This window comes from Ewingella americana ATCC 33852, from assembly GCF_000735345.1.
Lineage (GTDB): Bacteria > Pseudomonadota > Gammaproteobacteria > Enterobacterales > Enterobacteriaceae > Ewingella > Ewingella americana.
This window is the reverse complement of the sequence record NZ_JMPJ01000069.1, coordinates 79804-104030: the sequence shown is the minus strand read 5'-3', so window position 1 is coordinate 104030 and position 24227 is coordinate 79804. Positions and strand designations below refer to the sequence as shown.

Genomic DNA, 24227 nt, shown 5'->3' with positions numbered 1-24227 from the left:
AAAATAGAGGCAGTTACTCGAGATAACGGTCGCGCAGGTTTTGGCGCAACTCTGCCGTTAATCCGTACTCTTTCTCTAACCAAAGATCGGTTGAACCATAGAGGTCATCAATGGATTTTAACGCCGTGTTCATAAACGCTTCCCGCACGGAGAGGACATAACCGAACTTCTCCAGCGCCTTGTCGTTCAGTTTTATCGACATTTTGTTGAGCATGTAGGCGCGAAAAGGCGCGAGGGTGGTTTCTGTCAGCAGGTAATCTTCTAGCACCGTGTTGCGATCGGCACCCAGCGCGAACAACACCAGCGCCGAGCCTATCCCGGTGCGATCTTTGCCCACGGCGCAGTGCTGAACAATGGCGCCGCCGTTTGGCTGAGTCAGCAACTTTGCCAACTGTTGGTAAGCCGGATTATTAAACGGCAGGCGGCGATACAACTCGAGCATAAAGGTTTCAGGGTCGAAGGCGTCGATAGTCTGCTGGGTCAGGTGTTCGAGGTTGGCGCTCACTTCATGGCTGAGAGGGTTGGCTGGCGCATGGTGGTACTGGACACCTTGCCACAGCACGTCGGGCTTGGCCGCCACTTCGTCGGCGTCGCGGTAGTCGAGAATATGGGCCACCGGCACCTTGCTTAAGAAGTCGCAATCTTTCGGCGTGAGCGAGTCGAGGGAGCCTGAGCGATAGAGCCAGCCGCGCTTGATGCGCCGACCATCAGCAGCCGTGTTGCCGCCGAGTTCGCGAAAATTAATGCCTCTTTCAAGAGGAGTCAGCGAAGGATGAAGCAGGATAGTTGCTGTCATAACAGGCCCTTTTGTTGGAGTTTTTCTTCCAAGACCTTAACAGATTCAGTTTATAAGATAAAAAAATGGGCCGCCGAAGCAGCCCATAGAAGTGTTACATTTCGCTTAGATCAGGCGACGTGCAGCTTCAACAACGATTTTAACCGCGTGGCTCTCGGTCTTTTTCATGGTCTCAGCATTTGGGATCTCTTGCTGGGTACGGTTGACGATAACGCCCGCCACCATACCAGCACGTAAGCCCTGACTTGCACACATGGTCAGCAAGGTGGCTGATTCCATTTCGTAGTTCATCACGCCCATTTCCTGCCACTCTTTCATCGACTCTTTAAAGCGACGAACCACGCGGCCGGAGAAGGTGTCGTAACGTTCTTGACCCGGATAGAAGGTGTCAGAAGAAGCCGTCACGCCAATGTGAGGTTCAGCGCCCACTTCTTTGGCTGCTGCCACCAGCGCGGTGGTACAGGCGAAATCAGCAACCGCTGGGAATTCCATTGGTGCGAAGTGCAGGCTCGCGCCATCAAGGCGCACGGCGGCGGTAGTCACCAGAACGTCGCCAACATTGATGTGTGGCTGAATGGCACCGGTAGTACCGACACGCAGGAAAGTACGGATACCCAGCTGGGCCAACTCTTCAACCGCGATAGAAGTGGACGGGCCACCGATACCAGTAGAACACACGATCACTGACTTGCCATCCAGCTCGGCACGCCATGAAGTAAATTCGCGATGAGAAGCCAGACGCACAGGGTTCTCCATCAGGTTGGCGATTCTTTCAACGCGCTCAGGGTCACCCGGGACAATTGCCAAGGTCGCGCCATTTAAATCTTTTTTGGTCAGGCCAAGGTGGAAAACATCAGACTGAGACATAACAAACTCCTCTTATTTAAGGTCATCTTTTCGCAGGAGGACACCCAGCTACTCTACCGTTCATTGTGACGCTTTTTCGTGACAAAGGTCACCTTGATGTAATAACCAAGTCACCGCGTACATTCAAAGTGTGATGAAAATCACAATAGAAGGCCGATTTGACGATTTTTCAACCGGCAGCCAAAACTGCGTCGAGACAAACAATTAAGGCATTGGCGTTAACCGCCAATGCCTTGTCCTTGTAAAACAGAGAGTATAGAGAGGTTAATGCCAAAAATCAGGCTGGCACACTTTCCGCCTTGGCGCTGCGCGACCAAATCCGGTGCTTCGCCATCTCTTGCAGGAAGCTTTTCAGTAACGCCCCTTCTGCTTTATCGGCTTCGATCAGCCCCTCCTCCGCCGCCTTATCTTCCAGACCCAGTAAAGGTTTGAAGCGACGAGCATCACCACTTAAGCCTATGACTTTCAGGTGCTTGTAAGCCTCGAGGACATAATGTCGCGCATCGCCACTCATCAGCAGCGCATCAATATGCCCATGTGGCACCAGCACGGCGTCAACGGTGATCGACGGCGAACCGGCGAAGGTGGCGTCAATCGGCAGGGTTGAGCCGTCGTCCGCCACCACATTACCTAAGTGGCTGGCTAACAGTTTCGGGTGAACACCTTCCGCCTGAAGCGCCTGCAACGCATTGAGCACGTCGGCGGCATTCACGCCATCGCTGAGCAGAATTGCCACCTGACGCCCCTTAATCACCCCTTTGCCGCTGGCATACAGGCTGAGAGATTCATCTTTATCTAAGCCATTAACTGGCTTCGGCGGCTTGGTGTTCAGCGCATCGTCAGACAGCGCGATACCCAGATTTTTCGCCACTTTCTGCGCCAGCGTGACATCAATGTGAGTCAGTAAATCGACCACGCGTTCACGGATGTAAGGCCGAGCCACTTTGGACAGCTCAAAGGAGAACGCCGCGACAATGTGGTCCTGCTCGGTTGGCGTCTGGCTAAGCCAGAACAGGCGCGGCTGTGAGTAAAACTCGCCAAAAGAGTCGCTGCGCTGGCGCACTTTGTCACCATCGACTCGCTCATGGTAGCTCTCAAATCCGCCGCCTTTTGCCGCCGGTGGCGTTTCGCGCGGCCAGTTGTCATTGAGTGAATTCGGCTCGTAGTTGGCCGGATTGGTATCGATGTCCTGCCGATGCATGCCGTCGCGCTGGAAGTTGTGATACGGGCAGGTTGGGCGGTTAATCGGGATTTCGTGGAAATTCGGCCCGCCCAGTCGGCTGATTTGGGTGTCGGTATAAGAGAACAGACGCCCTTGCAGCAGTGGGTCATTGCTGAAATCGATGCCCGGCACCACGTGGCCCGGATGGAACGCCACCTGCTCGGTTTCTGCAAAGTAGTTGTCCGGGTTACGGTTCAGCACCATTTTGCCGACGATTTCGACCGGCACCAGCTTCTCAGGGATCAGCTTGGTGGCGTCGAGCAAGTCAAAATCAAATTTGAATTCATCCTCTTCCGGGATCAGCTGCACGCCCAGCTCGTACTCTGGATAATCTCCGGCTTCAATCGCTTCCCATAAATCCCGACGGTGGAAATCAGCGTCTTTGCCCGCCAGCTTCTGCGCTTCATCCCACAGCAGCGAGGCTTTTCCGGCCAGCGGCTTCCAGTGGAAACGCACGAAGGTCGACTTCCCTTCGCCATTGACGAAGCGGAAGGTGTGAATGCCGAAGCCTTCCATGGTGCGATAGCTGCGCGGAATGCCGCGATCTGACATCGCCCAGAACACGTTATGCAGGGTTTCAGGTTGCAGAGAGACGTAGTCCCAGAAGCTGTCGTGGGCGCTGGCGCCTTGTGGGATCTCATTGTGCGGCTCGGGTTTTACCGCGTGGACGAAATCAGGAAATTTATGCGCGTCCTGAATGAAGAACACAGGCGTGTTGTTGCCGACCAAATCATAGACGCCTTCGTCGGTATAAAACTTGGTGGCCCAGCCACGAATATCACGCACGGAGTCCGCCGAGCCGCGCGAGCCTTGTACCGTGGAGAAACGGACAAATACCGGGGTTTTCTTATTTGGGTCGGAGAGGAAATCCGCCTTGGTGATATCGGCAAGGCTGCGATAGGGCTGGAAATAGCCGTGAGCCGCCGCGCCGCGCGCGTGAACGATACGCTCAGGGATGCGTTCATGGTCAAAATGGGTAATTTTCTCGCGCAGAATAAAGTCTTCGAGCAGCGTCGGCCCGCGCGAACCCGCCGTCAATGAGTTCTGATCGTCAGAGATTTTGGTCCCCTGATTGGTGGTCAGGGCGCGTTTTTCACCGTTCTTACGGTGGACTTCGAGCGCGTCAACTTTGGCGTTGGAATTCTCAGGGCTTTTGGCACTGCCTGGAGCAGTGGGTTCTTTTCCTGGCGGCGTAGGTTTAGCGCTGGGCTTTTGTGAGCCGTCAGCGGGGGCAAGGTTTCCTAGACCGGGTTGTGAAGATTCGATGCCCGTGGCGGGGGCGCGGCTGACCTGTTTCTTCTCACTCTTTTTATTAGGTGTAGATTTCGACATTGAACATGACTCCTTTAATTATTCGGCTTCATTCGTTCTGAAGGTATTGAGCACCTGTCTTGAGACTTTTTTTTGCTCAATCTCTAACTATAGGATATGTCTAGTACCTTGCCGTCGTAGGTTTGCAGCTATAGTTTAAAAACAATAGCGCCACTCATTAGATAAGAAATGCATGGAGACCGAGATGAAGAACGACGATTTACCTGTACCCACTCCACAAGTAAAACAGGCTCCAACAAGCTTCGCACCTGCCGTAACTCCCGTGGCAAGCACCACGCTACACACAGATACTGAAGGTCTGCACGCCGGGCAAACCACTATTCCATCGCAAGGCGAGGACATGCCTGCCTATCTGGCGCGCCCGGAAAACTACACCGGAAAATTACCTATCGTGTTGGTGGTACAAGAGATCTTTGGCGTCCACGAGCATATTCAAGATATTTGCCGCCGACTGGCGAAACAGGGCTATATGGCGATCGCGCCCGAGCTCTATTTCCGTCAGGGCGACCCGCGTGACTACACCGAAGTCAGCGATATTATCAGCAAAGTGGTTGGCAAAGTGCCGGACAAACAGGTGCTAGCTGACCTCGACCACACCGCGCACTGGGCCACTCAGCACGGCGGCGACAAGTCAAAACTGGCTATTACGGGCTTCTGCTGGGGCGGCCGCATCACTTGGCTGTATGCCGCGCACAACCCGCAGCTAAAAGCTGGCGTGGCGTGGTATGGCAAGCTGGTGGGCGATAAAACCCTGACCAGTCCGAGCCATCCAGTTGATAAAGCAGTAGATTTGAGTGCGCCGGTGCTGGGCTTGTACGGCGGCGCGGATGCAGGTATTCCACTCGAAAGCGTAGAAACCATGCGTCAGGCACTGCGCGCGGCAAACGCCACGGCTGAAATCGTGGTTTACCCGGAAGCAGGTCACGCTTTCCACGCCGACTATCGCCCAAGCTACAACCCAGAAGCCGCCGCCGATGGCTGGCAGCGTATGTTGCAGTGGTTTGAGCAATACGGAATTAAGTAAAAACGAGTGAAGGCTGCCCGCCGGGCAGCCCTATTAACCTGATTAAGTAACCCGATTAAGCCTGCTGCGGCTGGCCGTTGGAGGCCATCAGGCCACCATCGACCGGCAGGTTAACCCCGGTAACAAAGCGCGCATCGTGGCTGGCCAGAAAGGCAATCACGTCAGCAATCTCTTCAGGTTCGGCACCGCGCCCCATCGGAATGCGTTCTGCAAACTTATCCAACAGCGGCTGGTTGTCTTTAATATCCTCAGCCATTTTAGTAAAGGTCAGTGACGGGCAAACCGCGTTGACTCGCACGCCGTCTTTGCCGTGGTCCATCGCAATTGAGCGCGTGAAGTTGCTCACCCCGCCCTTTGCTGCATTATAGAAGCTCATGCCCCAATCGCCGCCCATGCCGGATACCGACGAAATGTTCACAATGTTGCCTTTGCTTTTGATCAGCGCTGGCATGAAGAATCGAGTGCAATAAAAGACGCCGCTCAGGTCGATTTCAATCACTTTATGCCAATCTTCAAGGCTCGCCTCGGTGACCTTGCCCTGCGCCACCACGCCCGCGCCGTTGACCAACACGTCAACCCGGCCAAATTTGTCGGTGATGACCGCCGCCATGCGCTCGACGTCTTGCGCTTTCGACACGTCTGCAATATGAATGTAGTACTGCGTGCTGCTCAGCGACTGGGCCACTTTTTCCAGCTTCTCTTTGGTGCGCCCGACCAGCACCACAATCGCGCCCTCACTGGCAAAACGCCTTGCCGTGGCGGCCCCCATCCCTGAACCCGCCCCGGTCACAACGACAACTTTGTCTGTGAATCTGCTCATTGTTCTCTCCTTGGTTAGTCTCAGTAATGTCTGTACTAAGCCTAGTGGGGAATCACACAACGCGAGGGAGATCGGCGGATTTTGGGAGCATTCTTGCCCGTCGAAATAAGATTCCAACCCCTCACCTCTGCCATCTATCAGATTCATTCATCAGCCAATCACCTACTTCGCATCCGCCGCGTACCCGATTTTTCACAGGTAACTTTCGACTTACGTTATCCCTGCGAGCTCGCACTTCGTCATCACTTTCATCTCACAGGAGTACGCATTATGGATACGCAATTTATTGGTTCCGTTATCAATGCTCTACCGTTAGAAAATATGATTGGCGGCCCGCTGCAAGCCATGATCAAAGCACAGGTTCAGGCCAGTAAAGCCTATGCCGACTTCTTACTGTCCGTGTGTATTAAAGATGGTAAGGCCGAATCGGTGCAGTTCGATTACGACGAAACCGTAGTCGATCAGGCCGGAGTGATTCAGGGCGTGGTTAAAAAAACCATGCGAATTCCTCTGCTGGCGGCCATCACCCATCCGATCATCTGTATTGAAGAAGGTACGATTGATTTCGAGTTGGAAGTCACTCAAAGCGAAGCCAGCTCCAGCAGCGACGATGCAGAGGGTTCATTTGAAGCCACTCTCGGCTGGGGCCCAGTAAAAGTGAAAGTCTCAGGCCGCGTTTCACACAAAGCTGAGCAAACTCGTAAATCAGATACTCGCGCAAAATACAGTATTCACACCCAAATCAAGCGCCAGCAGCCACCTGAAGCATTAATGCGCGTGATTGATTTCCTGACCGATGCAGCCACCAAGCCGGCAGTGCTCCCTGCCGAAGCTAACAAAGAAAAACTCGATACTTTCCCAGTAACGCCAACATCTGCGGCGAAAGAACCTGAAACCGTGGGCTGATTCACTCCTTCAATCCAGGCTTTGTAAACCAAAGGCCGTGAAGGTGACGGCCTTTTTCAGGAGTCAGTTATGTCATTAAAAAATTGGTTTGGCGGTGGGAAACGCCCTCCGCAGCAACCTAATGAAGCAGCCTCAGAGCCTTCTTCTGCTGAGCCACAGCCTATACCAGAAGGCACGGGGGTCCCGCCCACTCCTGTCACACTGGAGGATATAACTCGCGGAATGCAACTGGCCGCATCATCGGCTAACCAATTGATTGCTCATCAGTATATGCAGGCATTAGATCCGTTCTTTGACCATATGGATGATGGCAGCCTAACGCCACGCACTTTAATTATGCATCTTGATGAGAAGAACCATTTTGAGCTGCCGCTGGTAGCACTCGCGACGCCTCGTGGCCTGATGTTGGAAAAAATGAAAGTGCATCTGACCGTGCGCACCGACGGCGTAGAGCAACTGTCTGCCGGGACGCCAAGTCTTCAGGATAACGTCAGCCGTTTTCACGTCAGCCTATCGCCCACCAGCAAAGACAATGATGGCCGAGATAGCCGCCATGTAGATATCGAAATGCAATTTACCGTGTTGGAACCACCAGAAAGTGTCATGCGATTGATTGAAGAATACACCAATCGTGTGGTGCCTAAACCTAACGTTGAGGAGTCGGAAAATGAGTAATGTCATATTAAGTACCGGCGCAAAAGGTATCGCCTTGATTAAAGATTTCGAAGGCAAGGAGCTGAAGAAGTATCAGGACGTCGTAGGGAAATGGACAATTGGCTATGGTCATTTGATTTTGCCATCGGAAAGCTTTCCCGCGGCCATTTCAGATAAAGAGGCGGAAGCGTTACTGCGTAAAGATCTCGCGACCAGCGAAGCCGGGGTCAATCGATGGGTCAACGTGATGCTGACGCAAAACCAGTTTGACGCATTGGTGTCATTTACCTTCAACTTGGGTGTTGGCAATCTACAAACCTCTACCCTACTTAAATTATTGAACCAAGGATTAATGCAGGAAGCTGCGGATCAATTTCTCCGCTGGAATAAAGCAGGCGGTAAAGAAGTGTCCGGCCTCACTCGCCGTCGTATAGCCGAAAGGAATTTATTCTTACAGGCCTAAATACTCATTTATATCCATGAGGGTATTTCAATGCACCAAAATCAACCTCTAATTTCATTCTCAAATTTTATTAAGCCGATATCCATTGGAACAATTTTAGTCTCTTTTATTTCGCCTATTTGTTCTGTTTATGCACAGAGCATTATTTCCTGTAGAGAGGCGGTTAGTCAGGCAAATGAGGAATTAATAAAAGGAGGTAATAAAAGCTTAAAAGATGAAAAGGCGCTGGTAAGTCTGTTGCAAAAAATCAATCGTGACGATGCCTTACCTAATACTTATGTAACCAGTGCCAAAGCCAAACAGGCCGGCTGGAGCGGTGCAGATACTGATTCTCTGTGGGAAGCCTCTTGGACTTTGAACAAAAAGTCCATCGGTGGTGATCCTATACAAAATGCTGCACTCCCCAAGTCAGTCCGCTGGTATAGCGCAGATATAGAATCCGTTCGTGGCCTGCGAAGCTCGAAAAGGCTGATATATAGCACTGATGATCCCTATCGCTATTTGACCAACAATACCTACCGGTCACTTGTTAAGATCCAAGAATGCCAATAATCAGTAAGTAACATCAACAATTTCAAGCCCAACCTATTAAGCATTAATCTTAAAAGATGCTTAGTAAATCCATAAGTCAATTGAGAGGATATATTATGTTCCAAAATTACAACCTGCAACAACCTGATAATAGCAATTCCTGCGGTGCTTATTCATTGGGAGCATTAATTAACGCCCGAAATTTAGGCACACCTGCGAATGCCCCTTTGGGAAATACTATTTACGCGTCAGTTATTCAATTACAGCATGACTTAACTGACTATCCTGATGCCTTCACTAATGACACACCCCTTTCATTACCTTCGACGCTGGTCACACTGGCTATTCAGCATGGGTTCAATGACGGCATTCAAGTCATGACCACGCCAGCGTTACCTGTTGAGCTTGATCCATTGGTTGCGCCTCAGCGGGCGCTTATTGGACAGAGTGCCACCGTCATCGCCAGCGAGGCTTATCTGCAAGGCATGGTGCAAGCAGCAGGCTTTTATCTTGTGCTGGTTGCAGGTGGGACTCACTGGATAGCTTTGGGAAGAAATGCCCATGGATTTTATGCCTATGATCCCGCAACTGGAGAGCATGGCGTTCCAACGGCTTTAGTTGATAACAGGCTGACGTTCCGCACACAAGACTACATTTTCGCCGGAATATTGATCTGTCTGTGAGAACAAAACCCATAAGTTGTTTTACAGCGCCATGTCGCCGTGGCGCTACTTCTCACCAATAAGGGGGACTCATGACAAATGTGATTGTTGATCCCGTAGGCAACTTTTTCATTAGTCAGGTGCTGGCGGCATTTGCAGGTTTGTTTGGAGGATTGAGCATTTCATTCTTCTGGCAGCCAAAAAAGCTACACCGTCATGGCCGATTCTCAGCGGGTTTGATCATTGGCAGTATTAGCGTCGGCGCAACATCAGCCCTCGGTGGCATTGTCTCCCGCTGGCTGGGAATGAACTTCAACGAAGCAGATACAGCAATGGGGCTGGGATATGTCGTCGGCGCTGTCAGCGTAGGTGTTATTGCCTGGCTAGCCAATTTCTTCAACCGCCGAGAAGACTCCGACATTCTCGAAGTTGCCGGTGAACTTAAACGTGTTGCTCGGGGTATAAAAACGCGGACGCCTTCAGGTCAGCTAAAAGCACCACGCACTCGCGCTGTAAATAAAACCAATGGAGATGACGAAAATGCACATGATTGAATGGTGGGGATTTTTTGCACTTACTATTATGGATTTCGCAACCGCGCTGATTATCTTCCTCTGCTCGCTAAACGAGCGAATGTTACAGCAACCAGCTTGGTATAAAATCTCGTTAATTGCTGCCGCCTTTGGTTTTGCCTCTCAAGGCGCCTTGAATCTACCTTACTTAATCCACGGTATTCAGCTCTATGCCCACGCATTCCCAATCTGGATCTTAAAAGATGTGGGGATAGCGATGGTTGCCTGCCACTACTTCTGGCAAATAATTCGTGATAAGCAAAAGCTGCGTCTGCGCTTTCCATCAGCTGAAAGAAATAAACTCCGCAAAGAGAAAAACCTAAAAGACTAATATATAAATTACATTCCCTGGTGGAAAGGTAGATATCAACTGCCAAATATCATAGTTTATTACTCATCAAGAGAAAGCATCATAGCGGCCTGAGTTCTATTTTTAACGTTAAGTCGCCGATATATAGATTCGAGATGAGATTTCACTGTGCCCGCGCTAATATTTAATACACGACTGATTTGCTTATTGGATTCTCCAGCAGCAATCAGTCGTAATATTTCTCTTTGGCGCTGGCTGAGTTTAGTTAGAGATTGATCTTCGGCAATGTCTTCAAAATTCTCATCAGGGACACAAACCATTCCGCAGGATGCGGTCCTTAACACCTGTCCGATAGTTTCCAGCGACGCATTTTTGGATATAACACCAATGGCATGATGCCTAAGGTAAAAACGCAATGTACTCTTTTTTATTTTATTGAGCATGACCACAACCCGAACCTTAGGATGGTCAAGAGTAATATCATCCAATAGAGAAACACATCTATCTCGAGCCATTTCCCCATCGAGTAATACAATCGATATTAGATTTTCATCCAGAGCTTGCTTCATGGTATCTAAATCATTTACGCCCTTAACATTTAAATCAGGCATTATATTTTTTAGGCCCACTGACATACCTTGAATGAAAATGGATAGTTGATCAACGATAAGTATATTCATTGTAAAACTCTCCAATTCAAAAATTAATTGCGTGTGTATTGGCGAAAGAAAAACCTTCGCTTTAAGAGTATCGCTGTATTAATAAGAAAAGGGAGAAGTCATTCGGCATATGACGATTAACCGAGAGGTTAAACACACAGGAAAAAAGGAGCACCGAAGTGCTCCTTAACATTCATCTGGACAGTTTGAGTGGCAGATTAGATCTGCTCGGCGCGCAGGCGTTTGGCGGCTTTCACCATGTTTTCCAGTGACTCGCGGGTTTCGTCCCAGCCGCGGGTTTTTAGGCCGCAGTCCGGGTTAACCCACAGGCGGTCGGCCGGAATGCTGTCGGCGGCTTTGCGTAGCAGGTTCTCAATCCACTCGACGCTTGGCACGTTTGGCGAGTGAATGTCATAAACTCCCGGCCCGATTTCGTTGGGATAATCGAACTCTTTGAAGGTTTCGATCAGCTCCATATCTGAACGCGACGTCTCGATGGTGATAACGTCGGCATCCAGCGCGGCGATGGAATCCATGATGTCGTTGAACTCGCAGTAACACATGTGGGTGTGGATCTGCGTGTCATCTTTGGCAATCGCGGCGTTGAGTTTGAAGGCGTCGACGGCCCAACGCAGGTAGGCATTCCACTCTGACTGGCGCAGTGGCAGTCCTTCGCGCAGCGCGGGTTCGTCAATCTGGATGATGCCAATACCGGCTTTTTCCAAATCTTCCACTTCATCGCGCAGCGCCAAACCAATCTGCTTGGCAATGGTTTCGCGGCTGACATCTTCACGCGGGAAGGACCAGCAGAGAATGGTGATAGGGCCGGTCAGCATGCCTTTCACTGGGCGTTCGGTCAGCGACTGGGCGTACTTGGCCCACTCGACGGTGATGGCCTCCGGGCGGCTAACGTCGCCAATAATCACCGGCGGCTTAACGCAGCGTGAGCCGTAGCTCTGCACCCAGCCGTTTTGGGTGAAGACGAAACCGTCCAGATGCTCACCGAAGTATTCCACCATGTCGTTGCGTTCGGCTTCACCGTGAACCAGAACGTCGATGCCCAGACGCTCTTGTTCTTTAATCGCCTGCTTGATGTGCTCGCTGATGCCGGTGCGGTAATTAGCATTGTCCAAACGGCCCTGTTTGAAGTCCAGACGCAGGCCACGAATTTCAGTGGTTTGCGGGAATGAGCCGATGGTGGTGGTTGGCCATAAAGGCAGTTTGAAGCGCGCCCGCTGGGCTTCGGCGCGTTTTGTGTAAACGCTTGGGCGCTCAATGTCTGCGGCAGTGATGGCGGCAACGCGTTTGCCAACGGCGGCGTTATTTACCCGTTTAGAGTCACGGCGGGCGCGGATTGGCGCGCTGTATTGGGCCAATTTATCCAGCGTCTCTGGTTTCGGGTCATTGAGAGCAGAAGTCAGCAGCGCCAGCTCGGCACATTTTTGCAGGCCGAAGGCGAACCAGCTTTTCACCTCTTCATCCAGACGCGATTCCACGCTCAGGTCGATTGGGCTGTGCAGCAGCGAACAGGAGCTGCCTAGCCAGACGTTGCGGCCAGCAACCAGCGGTTTGAGGCGCTCGAACCACGCGCTGAGGTCGGCGCGCCAGACGTTACGGCCATTGATCACCCCCAGAGACAGCAGCCACTCTTTTGGCAACTGGTCAGCCACGGCAGCCAGATCATCGCGACCGGCAACGGCGTCGATGTGCAGCCCCTGCACCGGCAGTTGGCGAATGGTATCAATGTTGTGGCCCACGCTGTCGAAATAGGTGGTCAGCAGCAGTTTGGTTTTGCCCTGAAGCTGCTCGTAGGCTGGCTTGTAAGCATCCAGCCAAGCTTTCGGCAGTTCCAGAACCAGCGCGGGTTCGTCGATTTGTACCCACTCGATGCCGCGTTTTGCCAGTTCAGCCAGCACTTGCTGATAGACCGGCAGAATGTCGTTAATCAGGGAAAGACGGTCGAAGTGCTCGCCTTTTACCTTGCCCAGCCACAGGTAAGTCAGGGGACCGAGGAGCACTGGTTTCACTTTGTGGCCGAGCGCCAGCGCTTCGTCCACTTCATCCAGTAGTTGGGTCCAGGTCAGTTTGAATTGCTGACCCTTCACGAATTCAGGAACCATATAGTGGTAGTTGGTATTGAACCATTTGGTCATTTCAGCGGCGGCGGCGGGTTTCCCCGTGGGTGCGCGGCCACGTCCCAGACGGAACAGAGTATCGAGGTCGACTGAGCCATCGGCGTTTTGATGGCGAGCTGGGACGTTGCCGAGCAGCAGGCTGGTGGTAAGAACGTGGTCGTACCATGCGAAGTCGCCGACAGGGACTAAATCCACGCCAGCGTCGGCCTGTTGTTTCCAGTGACGGGCGCGCAGTTCGCGGCCGGTGGCCAGTAATTCTTGCTGAGTGCTGTTGCCAGCCCAGTAACTCTCTTGTGCTTTTTTCAGTTCACGACGCAGACCGACACGAGGGAAACCGAGGGTATGGTTCAATATGGTCATCTTTATCTTCCTGTTTAGCCGTCCAGATGTTTACACATCCATAATCCGCAGGTACTGTATATTGCACAAGCGCAAATAATTCATGACACGGTGAAGGACTCTCATGATTGAACTGAAACACCTGCGGACCCTACAAGCTCTACGTAATACCGGGTCGCTGGCCGCTGCCGCCGCGCAGCTTCACCAGACACAGTCTGCCTTATCGCATCAGTTCAGCGATTTGGAGCAGCGTCTGGGTTTCCGCCTATTCGTGCGTAAAAGCCAGCCGCTCCGCTTTACGCCGCAGGGTGAGATCATGCTTAACTTGGCTGAACAAGTGCTGCCGCAAATCCAGCAGGCGCTACAGGCTTGCAGCGAGCCGCATCAGGCGTCATTGCGTATCGCGATTGAGTGTCATAGCTGCATTCAGTGGCTGACCCCGGCGTTGGATAACTTCCGCCTGCGCTTCCCGAATGTGTTGATGGATTTCAAATCTGGTGTCACTTTCGACCCGCAGCCCGCGCTACAGCAGGGCGAGCTAGACTTGGTGCTGACCTCGGACATCCTGCCGCGCAGTGGTCTGCACTACTCGCCAATGTTTGATTTCGAAGTGCGTCTGGTGCTGGCGCCGGATCACCCGCTGGCCAATCAGGCGATTATCACGCCGGAAGATTTAAGCGCCGAGACCTTGATGATCTACCCGGTTCAGCGCCAACGCTTGGATATCTGGCGTCACTTCCTGCAACCGGCAGGGGTTAGCCCGGCGCTGAAAAGCGTCGATAACACGCTGTTATTGATTCAGATGGTGTCGGCCCGCATGGGTATTGCTGCGCTGCCGCACTGGGTGGTGGAGAGCTTTGAACGTCAGGGACTGGTAGTGACTAAAACGCTGGGAGATGGCTTGTGGAGCAGGTTGTACGCCGCCGTGCGCGATGGCGAGCAGCGCCAACCTATTGTGGAAGCTTTTATTCGTTCGACCCGGCAGCACGCGTGCGACCATCTGCCGTTTGTCCGTGATGCCCTAAAACCCAACGCCGGTGCACCCACAGTGAAGCCGTTATCACTGCCGCACCAATAATAAAGCTCGGCCAGTGCGGCTGCTGTTGCCAAATCGCAAGGTTAACCAGCAGCCCGGCCGGGACGTGGAAGTTGTTCATAATCCCCAAGGTTCCCGCGTCAACCTGCGTCGCCCCGTAGTTCCACATGAAATAACCTAACGCCGAAGCCCCCACGCCTAGCCAGATCAGAATGCCCCATTGCAGGCCGGTGGTTGGCAGCTTTTGCGGATTTCCCCACAGGAACCACGCCACCACGGCGCAAATCAGCGCACCAATGTAGAACCATGAAAACGCCGTGTGCTGCGGCATCGGGTGGGTTTCCATCAGGCGTTTATAGCCGACTTGACCAATGGCGAAGCAGATGTTGGCCGCCTGCACCAGCAGCAGGCCAATAATGAAATGTTCGCTGATATGGTCGTAGCGAATGATAGCCGCGCCGACCACCGCCAGCAGCGCGCACAGGGCATAGCCTTTGCGGATTTTGCGGCCGCTGATCAGGTCATAAATCAGCGTCACGTACAGCGGCGTCATCACCGTGAACAGCAGGAATTCCGGCACCGACAGGTATAAATAGGCTTCGAAGCTGATCAAATACATGATGCCGAGCTGCATCGCGCCGACCGCCATGTACATCAGCAAGGTTTTGATTGGATAGCCTTTCCAGCGCAAAAACGGCAAAAAGACCAGCGCGGCGAGGCTCAGCCGGACCAACACGGAGAAGACGCTATCAACCTGGCCTGCCAGATAAACGCCGATCAGGCTGAATGAAAAAGCCCACAAAATGGTGGTAATAACGAGTAACGGCACGAAGTTCAGCCTGAAAAAGTAAAAGATAAGCTGATTGTAACGGATGTTGCAAAGTAGAAAACCTGAAAGTAGGTTGACTACTGTTCATTTATCGACCTAACGAGACCTAACACACGCTTTGAGCGTTCCGTGCCATGGGGGAGCACACAACCCGGTGATATGGCGTAGACTTAAATTATGACTGACTGGAGGATCACCTGATGAAACGTTGTTATGGGCTTGTAGCCGCTATTCCCCTGCTTTTCGCTGTTCAGGCCGCCACGGCAAATACTGTCACGGTGCCTGACCGCAACCAACAATTGCTGAGCAACCCTTCGCAAGAACGGATGCAACAGCAGCAACAAACCAATTCGCAAATCCAGCAGCAGAAATTGCAGCAAGACTTGCGCAATAACCAGCAGCAGCAACAGCTGAGACTGCGCTCGCAAATTCAAAGCAACCAGCAGCGCTTGCAGACCCAGCAGCTAAATCGTCCGGGCCAGCCGTTGCAGCAGAATTAAGTCAGTTTTTTATCCCGCTGTTTAACGCAGCGGGACAATTTAATATGACGCCCTATTTCCCCCATCCTGAACGCGTTTCCCTTGCCCTGTATATAAATACTTTTCTAATTAATTAATGTATTGATCTCTCAGTCTATCTTGACTAACTTCTTGCGGTTCATTATTCCCGGCCTGCAGGGGATTAATGAGGGGATGAAATAAAAAATATAATTGGGTATAGGAAAAACGTTGAGATGGATAAGTTTAAAGGAATAGGAATTGCTTTCGGTGCGTTATTGTTAACAGCTTGTGCTTCTGCACCGAAATCAGAGAAAATTACCGCCGCTAACGGCAGCAGTATTTCTCTTTATACAGGCTTTTTCCCAGCAGAAATGAACAATAACCAATATGCGGATGTTAAATTACGTGAAGTTACGCCAGCCCATACCGGCGTTGGTGTAGGTATCAACGTGCTGGCCTCTGTGCTGTCTGGCGGGATCTCAGCCAGTACTTTCAGTAAAGAGGGCCTGAAAGGCAACACTATTGATGCCTTGCCAGAACCCACCAAAGCTTATCTGACGCCAAAAGCCAAGCCTATTATCGCAGCCTGGTTGGAGAAGAATGGCAATGGTTTCCAATATAAAAAGGATCTGGAAATTGGTGCTTCTCAATGGCTGTTGGTGTATCAGGACTTAGGGGCTGATAACTCAAACTATGAATTACGCTACTCGGTGAAATTCTATAAAATGCCTGAAGATGCCGGTTTATTTACCGCGTTTGTTATTGCCGATTGTACACCAAAACCAGAAACAGCCACCCTTGCTGACTGGCAGGCAAATGGTTATGCGCTGGTGAAGAAAACCACCGAAAAATATATGGACTCTTGCCTGTTGGAATTGGATAACCAGTTACCACGCCTACTCAAGCATTGATCCTAAAGTATTAAGGCGCGGCTTCCGCGCCTTTTGTTATTTTTATTATCCCTTTTTCTCTGGCAAGAATACGTTTACCGCCTCCAGCACATGTTCCCGCCGCTCATTTTTGCGCGTCGCTAAATAGACATCAATATTCAAGTGACTTGAAGTCTGCTCATCCAACTTGCGATAACAAAGGCCTTCTCTGGTCGATAAACACATTGATTGCGGCATCAGCGCCATGCCATTTCCCCGCGCCACGTTGGCTAACGTGAGCAGCGAATCCTCGGACTCCGGCTTGAACTGCAAAGCAAAAGGCAGCGCGTTAAAAACCTGCTCGCATTTGTCGTAAAAACTCGGATTTGCACTGCGCGAAAACCAAAACAGGGCTAAGTCGGCGACATCTTTGAGCGACACGCGATCCTGAAGTGCTGCAGGGTGCGAAGCAGGTAAAGCCAGCATCAGCGGCTCCCGGTGCAGCCAGAAGAAGTTGAACTCATCGTCATGCCCCGAGGACTTTTCCCCCGTAAAGACAATGTCCAGATTCTGGCTGTCGAGCATTTTCAACAGCTGGCGGGAATTGAGATGGTATGAGAGCACCTCGTCGATATCCATCAGGGTAGCCAGATGGGCATGAATCGAGGGGATGAGGGTGAAATCCAGCGCGCGCGTCACGCCGACTCTCAGCTTTTCACTTTCGACTTTAAGCTCTTTTACCAAACGTGAAAGCTGTTCAATCAAAGGCTTGGCCTGTCTTTGCAGCTGCTTACCGGCCTCGGTTAGCTGCACCTGATGGGTATTGCGAATAAATAGCGGCTGACCAAGAAGGGCTTCGAAGGTCTGAATCTGCCGGGTCAGCGGCGGCTGGCTCATCTTCATCTGCTCGGCGGCACGGCGAAAATTCAATTCATGCGCCACGGCGATAAAGCACTGTAACTGCTTAATCGTTGGCAGGTTTACGCTGAAATCATTCACGTGTGGCTCCCGCTGTTATTCACTGCAAATCAATGCCCCCAAATTAGCACTTGTCTCGACTTTGGTGATACCTAATTGATATTACAAAACTAACAATTCTCTAAAAAATCATGCTGCGTATGGTGGGAGGTGAAAACCAATCCAACATTTCCCACTTATCAGGAGAAGCAGCATGAAATCAGGTAACGAGCTCACCGAGTATGGCCGTACGATTATGGAAAAACTGGAGCCGGGTTTGGCAGACGCGGTGAGTGCGCGTTTGGGCGAGCTGGACGCCGACCTGCCGCGCCTGATCACTGACTACGCCTTTGGCGCGGTGGTCGGGCGGCCGGGCATTGATTTGAAAACGCGTGAAATGCTGACCGTGGCGTCGCTTATCACGCTCGGCCATGCCCAGCCTCAACTGGAGCTGCACATGCGCTGCGCGATGAATGTTGGCGTGACTAAGGAGGAGCTGCTGGAGATCGTGATTCAGATGGCAATCTACGCCGGAGTGCCCGCCTGCATGAATGCGATCACCGCTTATCGTGCCGCGCTAGCCCAGTCTCAAGCCCGCCAATAAAATGAATAAGGGGATATCCGCAGTGCAGATATCCCCCTGTTTTCGGACTTAATTCTTACGCGAAGTCTGGACCAATAATGTCAATCTTGTCGGTACAGATGCAGTCAACGCCCCATGCCAGCAGGGTGCGGGCGCGGTCTGGCGAGTTAACGGTGTAGACCAGAATGTGCAAACCGGCGTCTTTCAAGGCTTTCACACGCGCTTCGGTCAGCTCTTTATGGTTGATATGCAGGGAAACGCACTCCAGTTGGTCCGTCAGCGTTTTCCAGTCATCACGCCATTCGTCGAGCAGCAAACCGCGCGGCAGCTCGGGAACAGCCTGCTTGGCCGCCAGCAAGGCGTCAAACTCGAAAGAGGAGAGCAGCGGCGGCGCGGGATGGTCGCGCCATAACTCTTTGGCCGCCAGCGCCACTTTGCTGCCCGTCTCGGTATCCGTGCCGGTGGTTGGCTTAATCTCAATGTTCGCCATCATGTTGTGGCGCGCGCAGCGCTCGGCCACTTCTGCCAACAAGGGCAGTTTTTCGCCTTTGAACGCCGCGCTATACCAGCCGCCCGCATCCAACTGGTGCAGCTTTTCCCAGCTCAGCTCGCCCGCCACGCCCCAGCCATTGCTGGTGCGGTTCAGAGTGTCGTCGTGCAACAGGAAGATCTCACCGTCCTGCGCCAGCTTGGCGTCGAACTCAATCATGGTGTGGCCGTACTTCGCGCCGACATCAATCGCGGCAAGGGTGTTTTCCGGGGCCAGAGAACCGCCGCCCCGATGCGCCACAATCCGTGGATAAGGCCAAACTGTCATGTTTACTCCATTCTTGAACCGCTGTGGGTATCGAAAAAGTGTAGCGCGTTCGTCGGCAAAACCAAACGTAACTGCGTGCCCGGCTCGGGGCAAACTTCGTGATTCAGGCGCACAACCACGCCCGCGCCGGCCCATTTGCCGTGCGCCAGATTGTCCGCGCCCAGCAGTTCCAAGGTATTGAGGTTCATTGGAATACCGGCCTGCGGGTCGTCAGTCAGCTGAATATGCTCCGGTCGAATGCCTACCGTCAACTCTCGTCCGCCCCACTCCGGGCGCGGCTGGCTGAGTGGCAGCTCGAAACCGCCTTCCATCACCAGAGAACTGCCATTGCTGGCTAGCGTGCCCGGCAGCAGGTTCATGGCCGGAGAGCCAATGAAGCTGGCAACAAACAGCGTCGCCGGGCGGCGATAGACCTCTGAAGGCGTGCCAATCTGCTCGGCAATGCCTTTGTTCATCACGATAACCCGCTCGGCCAGCGTCATCGCCTCAACCTGATCGTGAGTCACGTACAGGCTAGTGGTGCGCAGGCGGCGGTGCAGCTGTTGCAGCTCGAGACGCATCTGCACGCGCAGCTTGGCATCAAGGTTCGACAGCGGTTCGTCGAACAGGAATACCGCCGGTTCACGCACGATGGCGCGGCCCATGGCGACGCGCTGACGCTGACCGCCGGAGAGCTCGCGCGGCTTGCGTTTGAGCAGCGGGCCGAGTTCCAGAATACGCGCCGCTTCTTCAACTCGCGCTTGAATCTGCGCCTTGCCGAAGCCACGAATTTTCAGGCCATAGGCCATGTTGTCGTACACGCTCATGTGTGGGTAGAGCGCGTAGTTCTGGAACACCATCGCGATGCCGCGATCTTTTGGCTCCAGCTCAGTAACACGCTGATCATTAATGTAAATATCGCCGCTGGTGGTGCGCTCTAAACCCGCGACCATGCGCAGCAGAGTGGATTTCCCGCAGCCCGACGGACCGACCATCACGATGAATTCGCCATCGGCGACGTTCAGGTCGATGCTTTTAATAATCTGATTTTTACCGTCGTAGGACTTGGTGACTGCCTGTAGTTTTAAATTTGCCATGTCGTATTACTTCTCACTGTCTACCAGACCGCGCACAAACCAGCGCTGCATCAGGAGCACCACCGCAAGCGGGGGCAATAAAGTCAAAATCATCGCTGCCATTACCTGATTCCACTGGGTGGAACCGTCGCCGGAAGAGATCATGCTTTTAATCCCCGCCACCGCCGTGCCCATCGAGGCGTCGCTGGTGATGAGGATCGGCCACAGATACTGGTTCCAGCCGTAGATAAAGGTGATAACAAACAGCGCCGCCAGATTGGTTTTCGATAACGGCAGGACGATGTCCCAGAAGAAGCGCATGGCGCTTGCGCCGTCGATACGCGCGGCTTCCAGCAGTTCGTCCGGCAAGGTCATAAAGAACTGGCGGAACAGGAAGGTGGCGGTGGCCGAGGCCATCAGCGGCAGCGTCAGGCCGGTGTAGCTGTCCATCATGTTCAGGTTAGAAATCACCTGAATGGTTGGGAAGATACGCACTTCAACTGGCAGCATTAGCGTCAAGAAAATCAGCCAGAAGAACAGGTTACGCAGCGGGAAACGGAAGTAGACGATGGCGTAAGCCGACAGCATCGACACCGAAATTTTGCCGATGGTGATGACCATCGCCATGATAAAGCTGTTCACCAGCATGCGACCAAAGGCCGGGCTGCCGTCGCCCACGCCCTGCGTCCAGATAGTGCGGATGTTGTCCCACAGGTGTGAACCCGGAATAAGCGACATCGGCACTTCAAAAATCTGTTTGTTATCCAGCGTTGCCGCGACAAAAGCCACGTACAGCGGGAACAGGATCACCAGCACGCCGAGGATAAGCATGGTGTGGCTGAAGATATCCAGCCCTCTACGGTTCTCAATCATTGGTAACGCACCTTACGCTCGACAAAGCGGAACTGAATAAACGTCAGGCCGCATACCAGCACCATCAACACCACTGACTGCGCGGCGGAACTGGAGAGATCTAGACCGGAGAAACCTTCGCGGTAAACCTTATAAATCAAGGTGGTGGTCGCCTGAACCGGGCCACCCGCGGTCGCCGCATCAATCACCGGGAAGGTGTCGAAGAAGGCGTAAACCAAGTTAACCACCAGCAGGAAGAAGCTCACCGGCGAAATCAGCGGCAGCACCAGATTGAAGAAGCGGCGCACCGGGCCCGCGCCGTCAATGGCGGCGGCTTCAACCAGAGATTTAGGAATAGATTGCAGCGCGGCGAGGAAGAACAGGAAGTTGTAGCTGACCTGTTTCCAGACCGAGGCCAACACCACCAAGAACATCGCCTGTCCGCTGTTCTGTGCGTGGTTCCAGTCATAGCCGATTGACCCAAGGAAGTGGGTGATAAGGCCGAGGCCGGGGCTAAACAGGAACATCCAGAGCACGGCTGCCACGGCGGGCGCGACGGCGTACGGCAGGATCATTAGCGTCTGGTAAATACGGCTGGCGCGCACCACGTGGTCCACCAGCGCGGCAAAAAACAGCGAAACAGCGAGTCCGATAAACGCCACGAGGAAACTGAATTTCAGCGTGGTGTAGAAAGAGTCGAGGTAGTAGGAGTCCTGAAACAACTGTTTGAAGTTGCTCAGCCCGACAAACTCACTCGATAAACCGAAAGGATCCAGCGTTTGCACCGAATACCACAAGGCTTGACCGGCAGGCCATAAAAAGAAAATCACAGTGATCAGCAGTTGCGGCAACACCAGCGCGTAAGGCAGCCAGCTACAACCAAAACCGGGGCGATGTGAACTCATAGTGGGTTACTCGTTAAAGCGAAAAGACAAGAGATAGAATCGAAGAAAGGCAACTCGGTACGAGGCGTAGCGAGCAAAGCCAGACTGGGTGCGGACAGCGCGCAGAAACCGCAGTGGACATTGAGTCCATGAGGATTTCGAGCACTGCCCAATCCCAGACTGGCGAAGCGCAGTAGCCGATAGTTACTTAGTGGAAGCCTCAAAGCGACGCAATAACAGATTACCGCGCTCTACAGCTGAATCCAGAGCCTGCTGAGCCGTCTTCTTGCCGCTCCACACGCTTTCCAACTCTTCGTCTACGATGGTACGAATCTGTGGCATGTTGCCCAGACGCAGACCTTTAGTGAACGGTAATGGTGGCTTGTTCAGCATCTGGCGAGTCGCTACGTCAGAACCTGGGTTCTTCTCGTAGAAGCCTTGTTGCTTCGTCAGCTCATAAGCCGCGGTCGTCACTGGCAGGTAACCGGTTTTCTGGTGCCATTCAGCGGCGATAGCCGGAGTCGTCAGGAATTGCAGGAACTCCGCAACACCTTTGTAGGTTTCTTTATCTTTACCGTTCATCACCCACAGGCTTGCACCGCCGATGATGGCGTTCTGTGGCGCTTCTTTCACGTCTGCGTCGTAAGGCATCATGCCCACGCCGTAGTTGAATTTAGCGTACTGACGGATGTCAGCCAGTGAACCTGAAGACGCGGTGGTCATCGCGCAGTCACCGTTGTAGAACTTGGCGGTGGACTCGTCTTTACGACCCAAGTAGGTGAAATCACCTTTCTTGTTCATGTCTTCCAGCATCTGGATGTGCTTGACCTGCAACGGTTTGTTGAATTCCAGAACCGCGTCAGTGCCATCGAAACCGTTGTTTTTGGTGGCGATTGGCAGAGCATGCCATGCGCTGAAGTTCTCAATCTGAATCCAACCCTGCCAGCCGCTGGCGTAACCACACTTCACGCCTGACTGACGCAGCTTCTCGGTGTAAGCCGCCATGTCCTGCCACGTTTTTGGCGGTTGGTCAGGGTTCAGGCCAGCCTTCTTAAAGGCGTCTTTGTTGTAGTACAGCACCGGCGTGGAGCTGTTGAAAGGCTGTGACAGCAGGCGCCCTTTAGAATCCGAGTAATAACCCGAGACAGTCGGAACGAACTGGGAAACGTCTTCTTTGATGCCCGCGTCGGAAAAGACTTCGTAGACCGGCTTGATAGCTTTACTCGCCATCATGGTCGCCGTACCTACTTCATAAACTTGCAGAATCGCAGGGGCTTTGCCGCTACGGTAAGCCGCGATGCCTGCTGCCAGACTTTCGTCATACTTGCCTTTGTAAACTGGCACGATTTTGACGTCTGGATGAGCCTGGTTAAAACGGTCGGCCAGAGAGTTAACCTCTTTGCCCAACTCGCCGTCCATTGAATGCCAGAAAGGTATTTCCGTTACCGCCATCGCCTGGGTGCTGAACGCGAATGCCAGTGCAATGCAAAGTGTCGTTTTTGTAACAGCGTGCTTAAGCATGCTTGTCTCCTGAAGAGGGCTGTGTAGTGACGGTGTCGTAAGGATCTTCTTATTCGGGAGCTAACATGACATGCATAAATGACAGAAAAATAATGCTTTGGTTACAGGCAGGTGACAGCAGCATTACGGAAGGGAAAAAAATAAAAGTAAAAAGGACATCCGAAGATGTCCTTAAGATTTAAGCCTTCTACTACTTACTCAAAATCATTTGCGTTGCATCCAGGCGGCAACTGAATGAATCCCCAGGAGCTTACACAGGTAAGTGACTGGGGTGAATGAAGGCAGCCAACGCAGAGGCAGCGTGAAGGATGCAGGGTAAGCTAGGCGCCGAGATAGGCAGAGCGTACCGCTTCGTTGGCTAACAGAGCTGCGCCACTGTCCTCCAGCACCACGTGGCCGTTTTCCAGCACATAGCCACGGTCCGCCAGCTTCAAGGCCTGATTGGCGTTTTGCTCGACCAGGAAGATAGTCATTCCCTCCTCGCGCAGCTGTTGGATGGTGTCGAAAATCTGCTGAATGATGATCGGCGCTAAACCGAGCGAAGGTTCGTCGAGCAGCAGCAGGCGCGGCTGGCTCATCAGCGCACGACCAATCGCCAGCATCTGCTGCTCACCGCCGGACATGGTGCCGGAACGCTGAGCGCGACGCTCTTTCAAACGCGGGAACAGCTCGAACACGCGCTGGAGGCGCTGCTGATACTGCTCGCGGGTAGCGAAGAAGCCGCCCATCGCCAGATTTTCTTCCACCGTCATGCGCGAAAACACCCGACGCCCTTCCGGCACGATGGCGATATCGCCACGCATGATTTTGGCGGTCGGCCACTGGGTGATGTCCTGACCTTCAAAAACAATGGAGCCGTGGCTGGCTCGCGGCTCGCCGCACAGGCTACCCAGCAGCGTGGTTTTCCCCGCGCCGTTGGCACCGATAAGGGTAACAATCTCACCTTTATTAATGTGCAGGCTGACTTCATGCAGCGCCTGAATTTTGCCGTAATGGGCGGATACCTGATTAAATGACAACATCGCGTTCTGC

26 protein-coding genes are annotated in these 24227 nt (G+C 52.8%); 12 read left to right on the top strand and 14 right to left on the bottom strand.

Going from position 1 to position 24227, the window contains the following annotated elements; translation table 11 throughout:
• Nucleotides 1-13: 13 nt before the first annotated feature.
• The 3 genes from GEAM_RS19425 to katE all read right to left on the bottom strand — a co-directional run bounded on the left by GEAM_RS19425 (nt 14) and on the right by katE (nt 4217).
• Nucleotides 14-796 (bottom strand): tyrosine-protein phosphatase, encoded by a 783-nt coding sequence (locus tag GEAM_RS19425; protein WP_034794920.1) that lies wholly within the window; start codon nt 794-796, stop codon nt 14-16.
• Nucleotides 797-901: 105 nt separating this feature from the next.
• Nucleotides 902-1663 (bottom strand): uridine phosphorylase, encoded by a 762-nt coding sequence (gene udp / locus GEAM_RS19420; protein WP_034794918.1) that lies wholly within the window; start codon nt 1661-1663, stop codon nt 902-904.
• Nucleotides 1664-1940: 277 nt separating this feature from the next.
• Complete coding sequence (gene katE, locus GEAM_RS19415) at nt 1941-4217, bottom strand: catalase HPII (RefSeq protein ID WP_034794916.1); 2277 nt, start codon at nt 4215-4217, stop codon at nt 1941-1943.
• Nucleotides 4218-4401: 184 nt separating this feature from the next.
• On the opposite strand from katE, the gene GEAM_RS19410 reads away from it, so the two are divergent.
• Complete coding sequence (locus tag GEAM_RS19410; RefSeq protein ID WP_034794972.1) at nt 4402-5241, top strand: dienelactone hydrolase family protein; 840 nt, start codon at nt 4402-4404, stop codon at nt 5239-5241.
• Nucleotides 5242-5296: 55 nt separating this feature from the next.
• Here GEAM_RS19410 and budC read toward each other — a convergent pair whose 3' ends face one another.
• On the bottom strand, nt 5297-6061 hold the full coding sequence (budC, locus tag GEAM_RS19405; RefSeq protein ID WP_034794913.1) for a meso-2,3-butanediol dehydrogenase: 765 nt from the start codon (nt 6059-6061) through the stop codon (nt 5297-5299).
• Nucleotides 6062-6331: 270 nt separating this feature from the next.
• Between budC and GEAM_RS19400 the strand changes: the two genes are divergently transcribed.
• From GEAM_RS19400 to GEAM_RS19370, 7 genes are all read left to right on the top strand, one after another.
• Nucleotides 6332-6967, top strand: coding sequence for a DUF2589 domain-containing protein (locus tag GEAM_RS19400; protein WP_034794910.1), 636 nt, complete (start codon nt 6332-6334; stop codon nt 6965-6967).
• A 69-nt stretch (nt 6968-7036) separates the two neighbouring features.
• Nucleotides 7037-7642, top strand: a complete 606-nt coding sequence (locus GEAM_RS19395; RefSeq protein WP_072009932.1) for a DUF2589 domain-containing protein — start codon at nt 7037-7039, stop codon at nt 7640-7642.
• Nucleotides 7635-8084 carry a lysozyme gene (locus GEAM_RS19390; RefSeq protein ID WP_034794903.1) on the top strand — a complete coding sequence of 150 codons (450 nt, stop codon included), beginning with the start codon at nt 7635-7637 and terminating at the stop codon, nt 8082-8084. The genes GEAM_RS19395 and GEAM_RS19390 overlap by 8 nt, the downstream gene beginning before the upstream one ends.
• A 30-nt stretch (nt 8085-8114) precedes the next feature.
• Entirely contained in the window at nt 8115-8636 is a 522-nt protein-coding gene (locus tag GEAM_RS19385) for a ribonuclease domain-containing protein (RefSeq protein ID WP_034794900.1), read from the top strand.
• A gap of 95 nt (nt 8637-8731) precedes the next feature.
• Nucleotides 8732-9298 (top strand): hypothetical protein, encoded by a 567-nt coding sequence (locus tag GEAM_RS19380; RefSeq protein ID WP_034794898.1) that lies wholly within the window; start codon nt 8732-8734, stop codon nt 9296-9298.
• Nucleotides 9299-9369: 71 nt separating this feature from the next.
• Nucleotides 9370-9831 carry a hypothetical protein gene (locus tag GEAM_RS19375; protein WP_051899579.1) on the top strand — a complete coding sequence of 154 codons (462 nt, stop codon included), beginning with the start codon at nt 9370-9372 and terminating at the stop codon, nt 9829-9831.
• A complete protein-coding gene (locus tag GEAM_RS19370; RefSeq protein WP_128124601.1) occupies nt 9824-10180 on the top strand; it encodes a hypothetical protein in 357 nt (118 codons plus the stop codon). Before GEAM_RS19375 ends, GEAM_RS19370 begins: the two co-directional genes overlap by 8 nt.
• 59 nt (nt 10181-10239) lie before the next feature.
• Here the strand turns inward: GEAM_RS19370 and GEAM_RS19365 are convergent, their stop codons facing one another.
• Nucleotides 10240-10839, bottom strand: a complete 600-nt coding sequence (locus GEAM_RS19365; RefSeq protein ID WP_034794895.1) for a response regulator transcription factor — start codon at nt 10837-10839, stop codon at nt 10240-10242.
• 197 nt (nt 10840-11036) lie between these two features.
• Complete coding sequence (metE, locus tag GEAM_RS19360; protein WP_034794892.1) at nt 11037-13313, bottom strand: 5-methyltetrahydropteroyltriglutamate--homocysteine S-methyltransferase; 2277 nt, start codon at nt 13311-13313, stop codon at nt 11037-11039.
• Between the two features lie 103 nt (nt 13314-13416).
• Between metE and metR the strand changes: the two genes are divergently transcribed.
• On the top strand, nt 13417-14370 hold the full coding sequence (gene metR, locus GEAM_RS19355; RefSeq protein WP_034794889.1) for an HTH-type transcriptional regulator MetR: 954 nt from the start codon (nt 13417-13419) through the stop codon (nt 14368-14370).
• Here the strand turns inward: metR and GEAM_RS19350 are convergent.
• Nucleotides 14258-15157 carry a carboxylate/amino acid/amine transporter gene (locus tag GEAM_RS19350; protein ID WP_034794886.1) on the bottom strand — a complete coding sequence of 300 codons (900 nt, stop codon included), beginning with the start codon at nt 15155-15157 and terminating at the stop codon, nt 14258-14260. The two genes, metR and GEAM_RS19350, sit on opposite strands and share 113 nt — an antisense overlap.
• Before the next feature lie 200 nt (nt 15158-15357).
• Between GEAM_RS19350 and GEAM_RS19345 the strand changes: the two genes are divergently transcribed.
• Together GEAM_RS19345 and GEAM_RS19340 are read left to right on the top strand one after the other, a co-directional pair.
• Nucleotides 15358-15657: a DUF2756 domain-containing protein gene (locus tag GEAM_RS19345; protein ID WP_034794884.1), complete on the top strand. Its 300-nt coding sequence runs from the start codon at nt 15358-15360 to the stop codon at nt 15655-15657.
• Nucleotides 15658-15890: 233 nt separating this feature from the next.
• Nucleotides 15891-16568 (top strand): hypothetical protein, encoded by a 678-nt coding sequence (locus GEAM_RS19340; protein WP_034794881.1) that lies wholly within the window; start codon nt 15891-15893, stop codon nt 16566-16568.
• A 45-nt stretch (nt 16569-16613) separates the two neighbouring features.
• Here GEAM_RS19340 and GEAM_RS19335 read toward each other — a convergent pair whose 3' ends face one another.
• On the bottom strand, nt 16614-17525 hold the full coding sequence (locus tag GEAM_RS19335) for a LysR family transcriptional regulator (protein ID WP_034794878.1): 912 nt from the start codon (nt 17523-17525) through the stop codon (nt 16614-16616).
• A 172-nt stretch (nt 17526-17697) separates the two neighbouring features.
• Between GEAM_RS19335 and GEAM_RS19330 the strand changes: the two genes are divergently transcribed.
• Complete coding sequence (locus tag GEAM_RS19330; protein WP_034794876.1) at nt 17698-18087, top strand: carboxymuconolactone decarboxylase family protein; 390 nt, start codon at nt 17698-17700, stop codon at nt 18085-18087.
• Between the two features lie 55 nt (nt 18088-18142).
• Here the strand turns inward: GEAM_RS19330 and ugpQ are convergent, their stop codons facing one another.
• From ugpQ to livF, 6 genes are all read right to left on the bottom strand, one after another.
• A complete protein-coding gene (gene ugpQ, locus GEAM_RS19325) occupies nt 18143-18883 on the bottom strand; it encodes a glycerophosphodiester phosphodiesterase (protein WP_034794873.1) in 741 nt (246 codons plus the stop codon).
• Between the two features lie 2 nt (nt 18884-18885).
• Nucleotides 18886-19959, bottom strand: coding sequence for a sn-glycerol-3-phosphate import ATP-binding protein UgpC (locus GEAM_RS19320; protein ID WP_034794872.1), 1074 nt, complete (start codon nt 19957-19959; stop codon nt 18886-18888).
• Nucleotides 19960-19965: 6 nt separating this feature from the next.
• Nucleotides 19966-20811, bottom strand: coding sequence for a sn-glycerol-3-phosphate ABC transporter permease UgpE (gene ugpE, locus GEAM_RS19315; RefSeq protein ID WP_034794869.1), 846 nt, complete (start codon nt 20809-20811; stop codon nt 19966-19968).
• Complete coding sequence (ugpA, locus tag GEAM_RS19310) at nt 20808-21695, bottom strand: sn-glycerol-3-phosphate ABC transporter permease UgpA (RefSeq protein WP_034794867.1); 888 nt, start codon at nt 21693-21695, stop codon at nt 20808-20810. The genes ugpE and ugpA overlap by 4 nt, the downstream gene beginning before the upstream one ends.
• A 183-nt stretch (nt 21696-21878) precedes the next feature.
• Nucleotides 21879-23195, bottom strand: a complete 1317-nt coding sequence (gene ugpB, locus GEAM_RS19305; protein ID WP_034794864.1) for a sn-glycerol-3-phosphate ABC transporter substrate-binding protein UgpB — start codon at nt 23193-23195, stop codon at nt 21879-21881.
• 320 nt (nt 23196-23515) lie between these two features.
• Nucleotides 23516-24217 carry a high-affinity branched-chain amino acid ABC transporter ATP-binding protein LivF gene (gene livF, locus GEAM_RS19300; protein ID WP_034794861.1) on the bottom strand — a complete coding sequence of 234 codons (702 nt, stop codon included), beginning with the start codon at nt 24215-24217 and terminating at the stop codon, nt 23516-23518.
• Between the last annotated feature and the right edge of the window lie 10 nt (nt 24218-24227).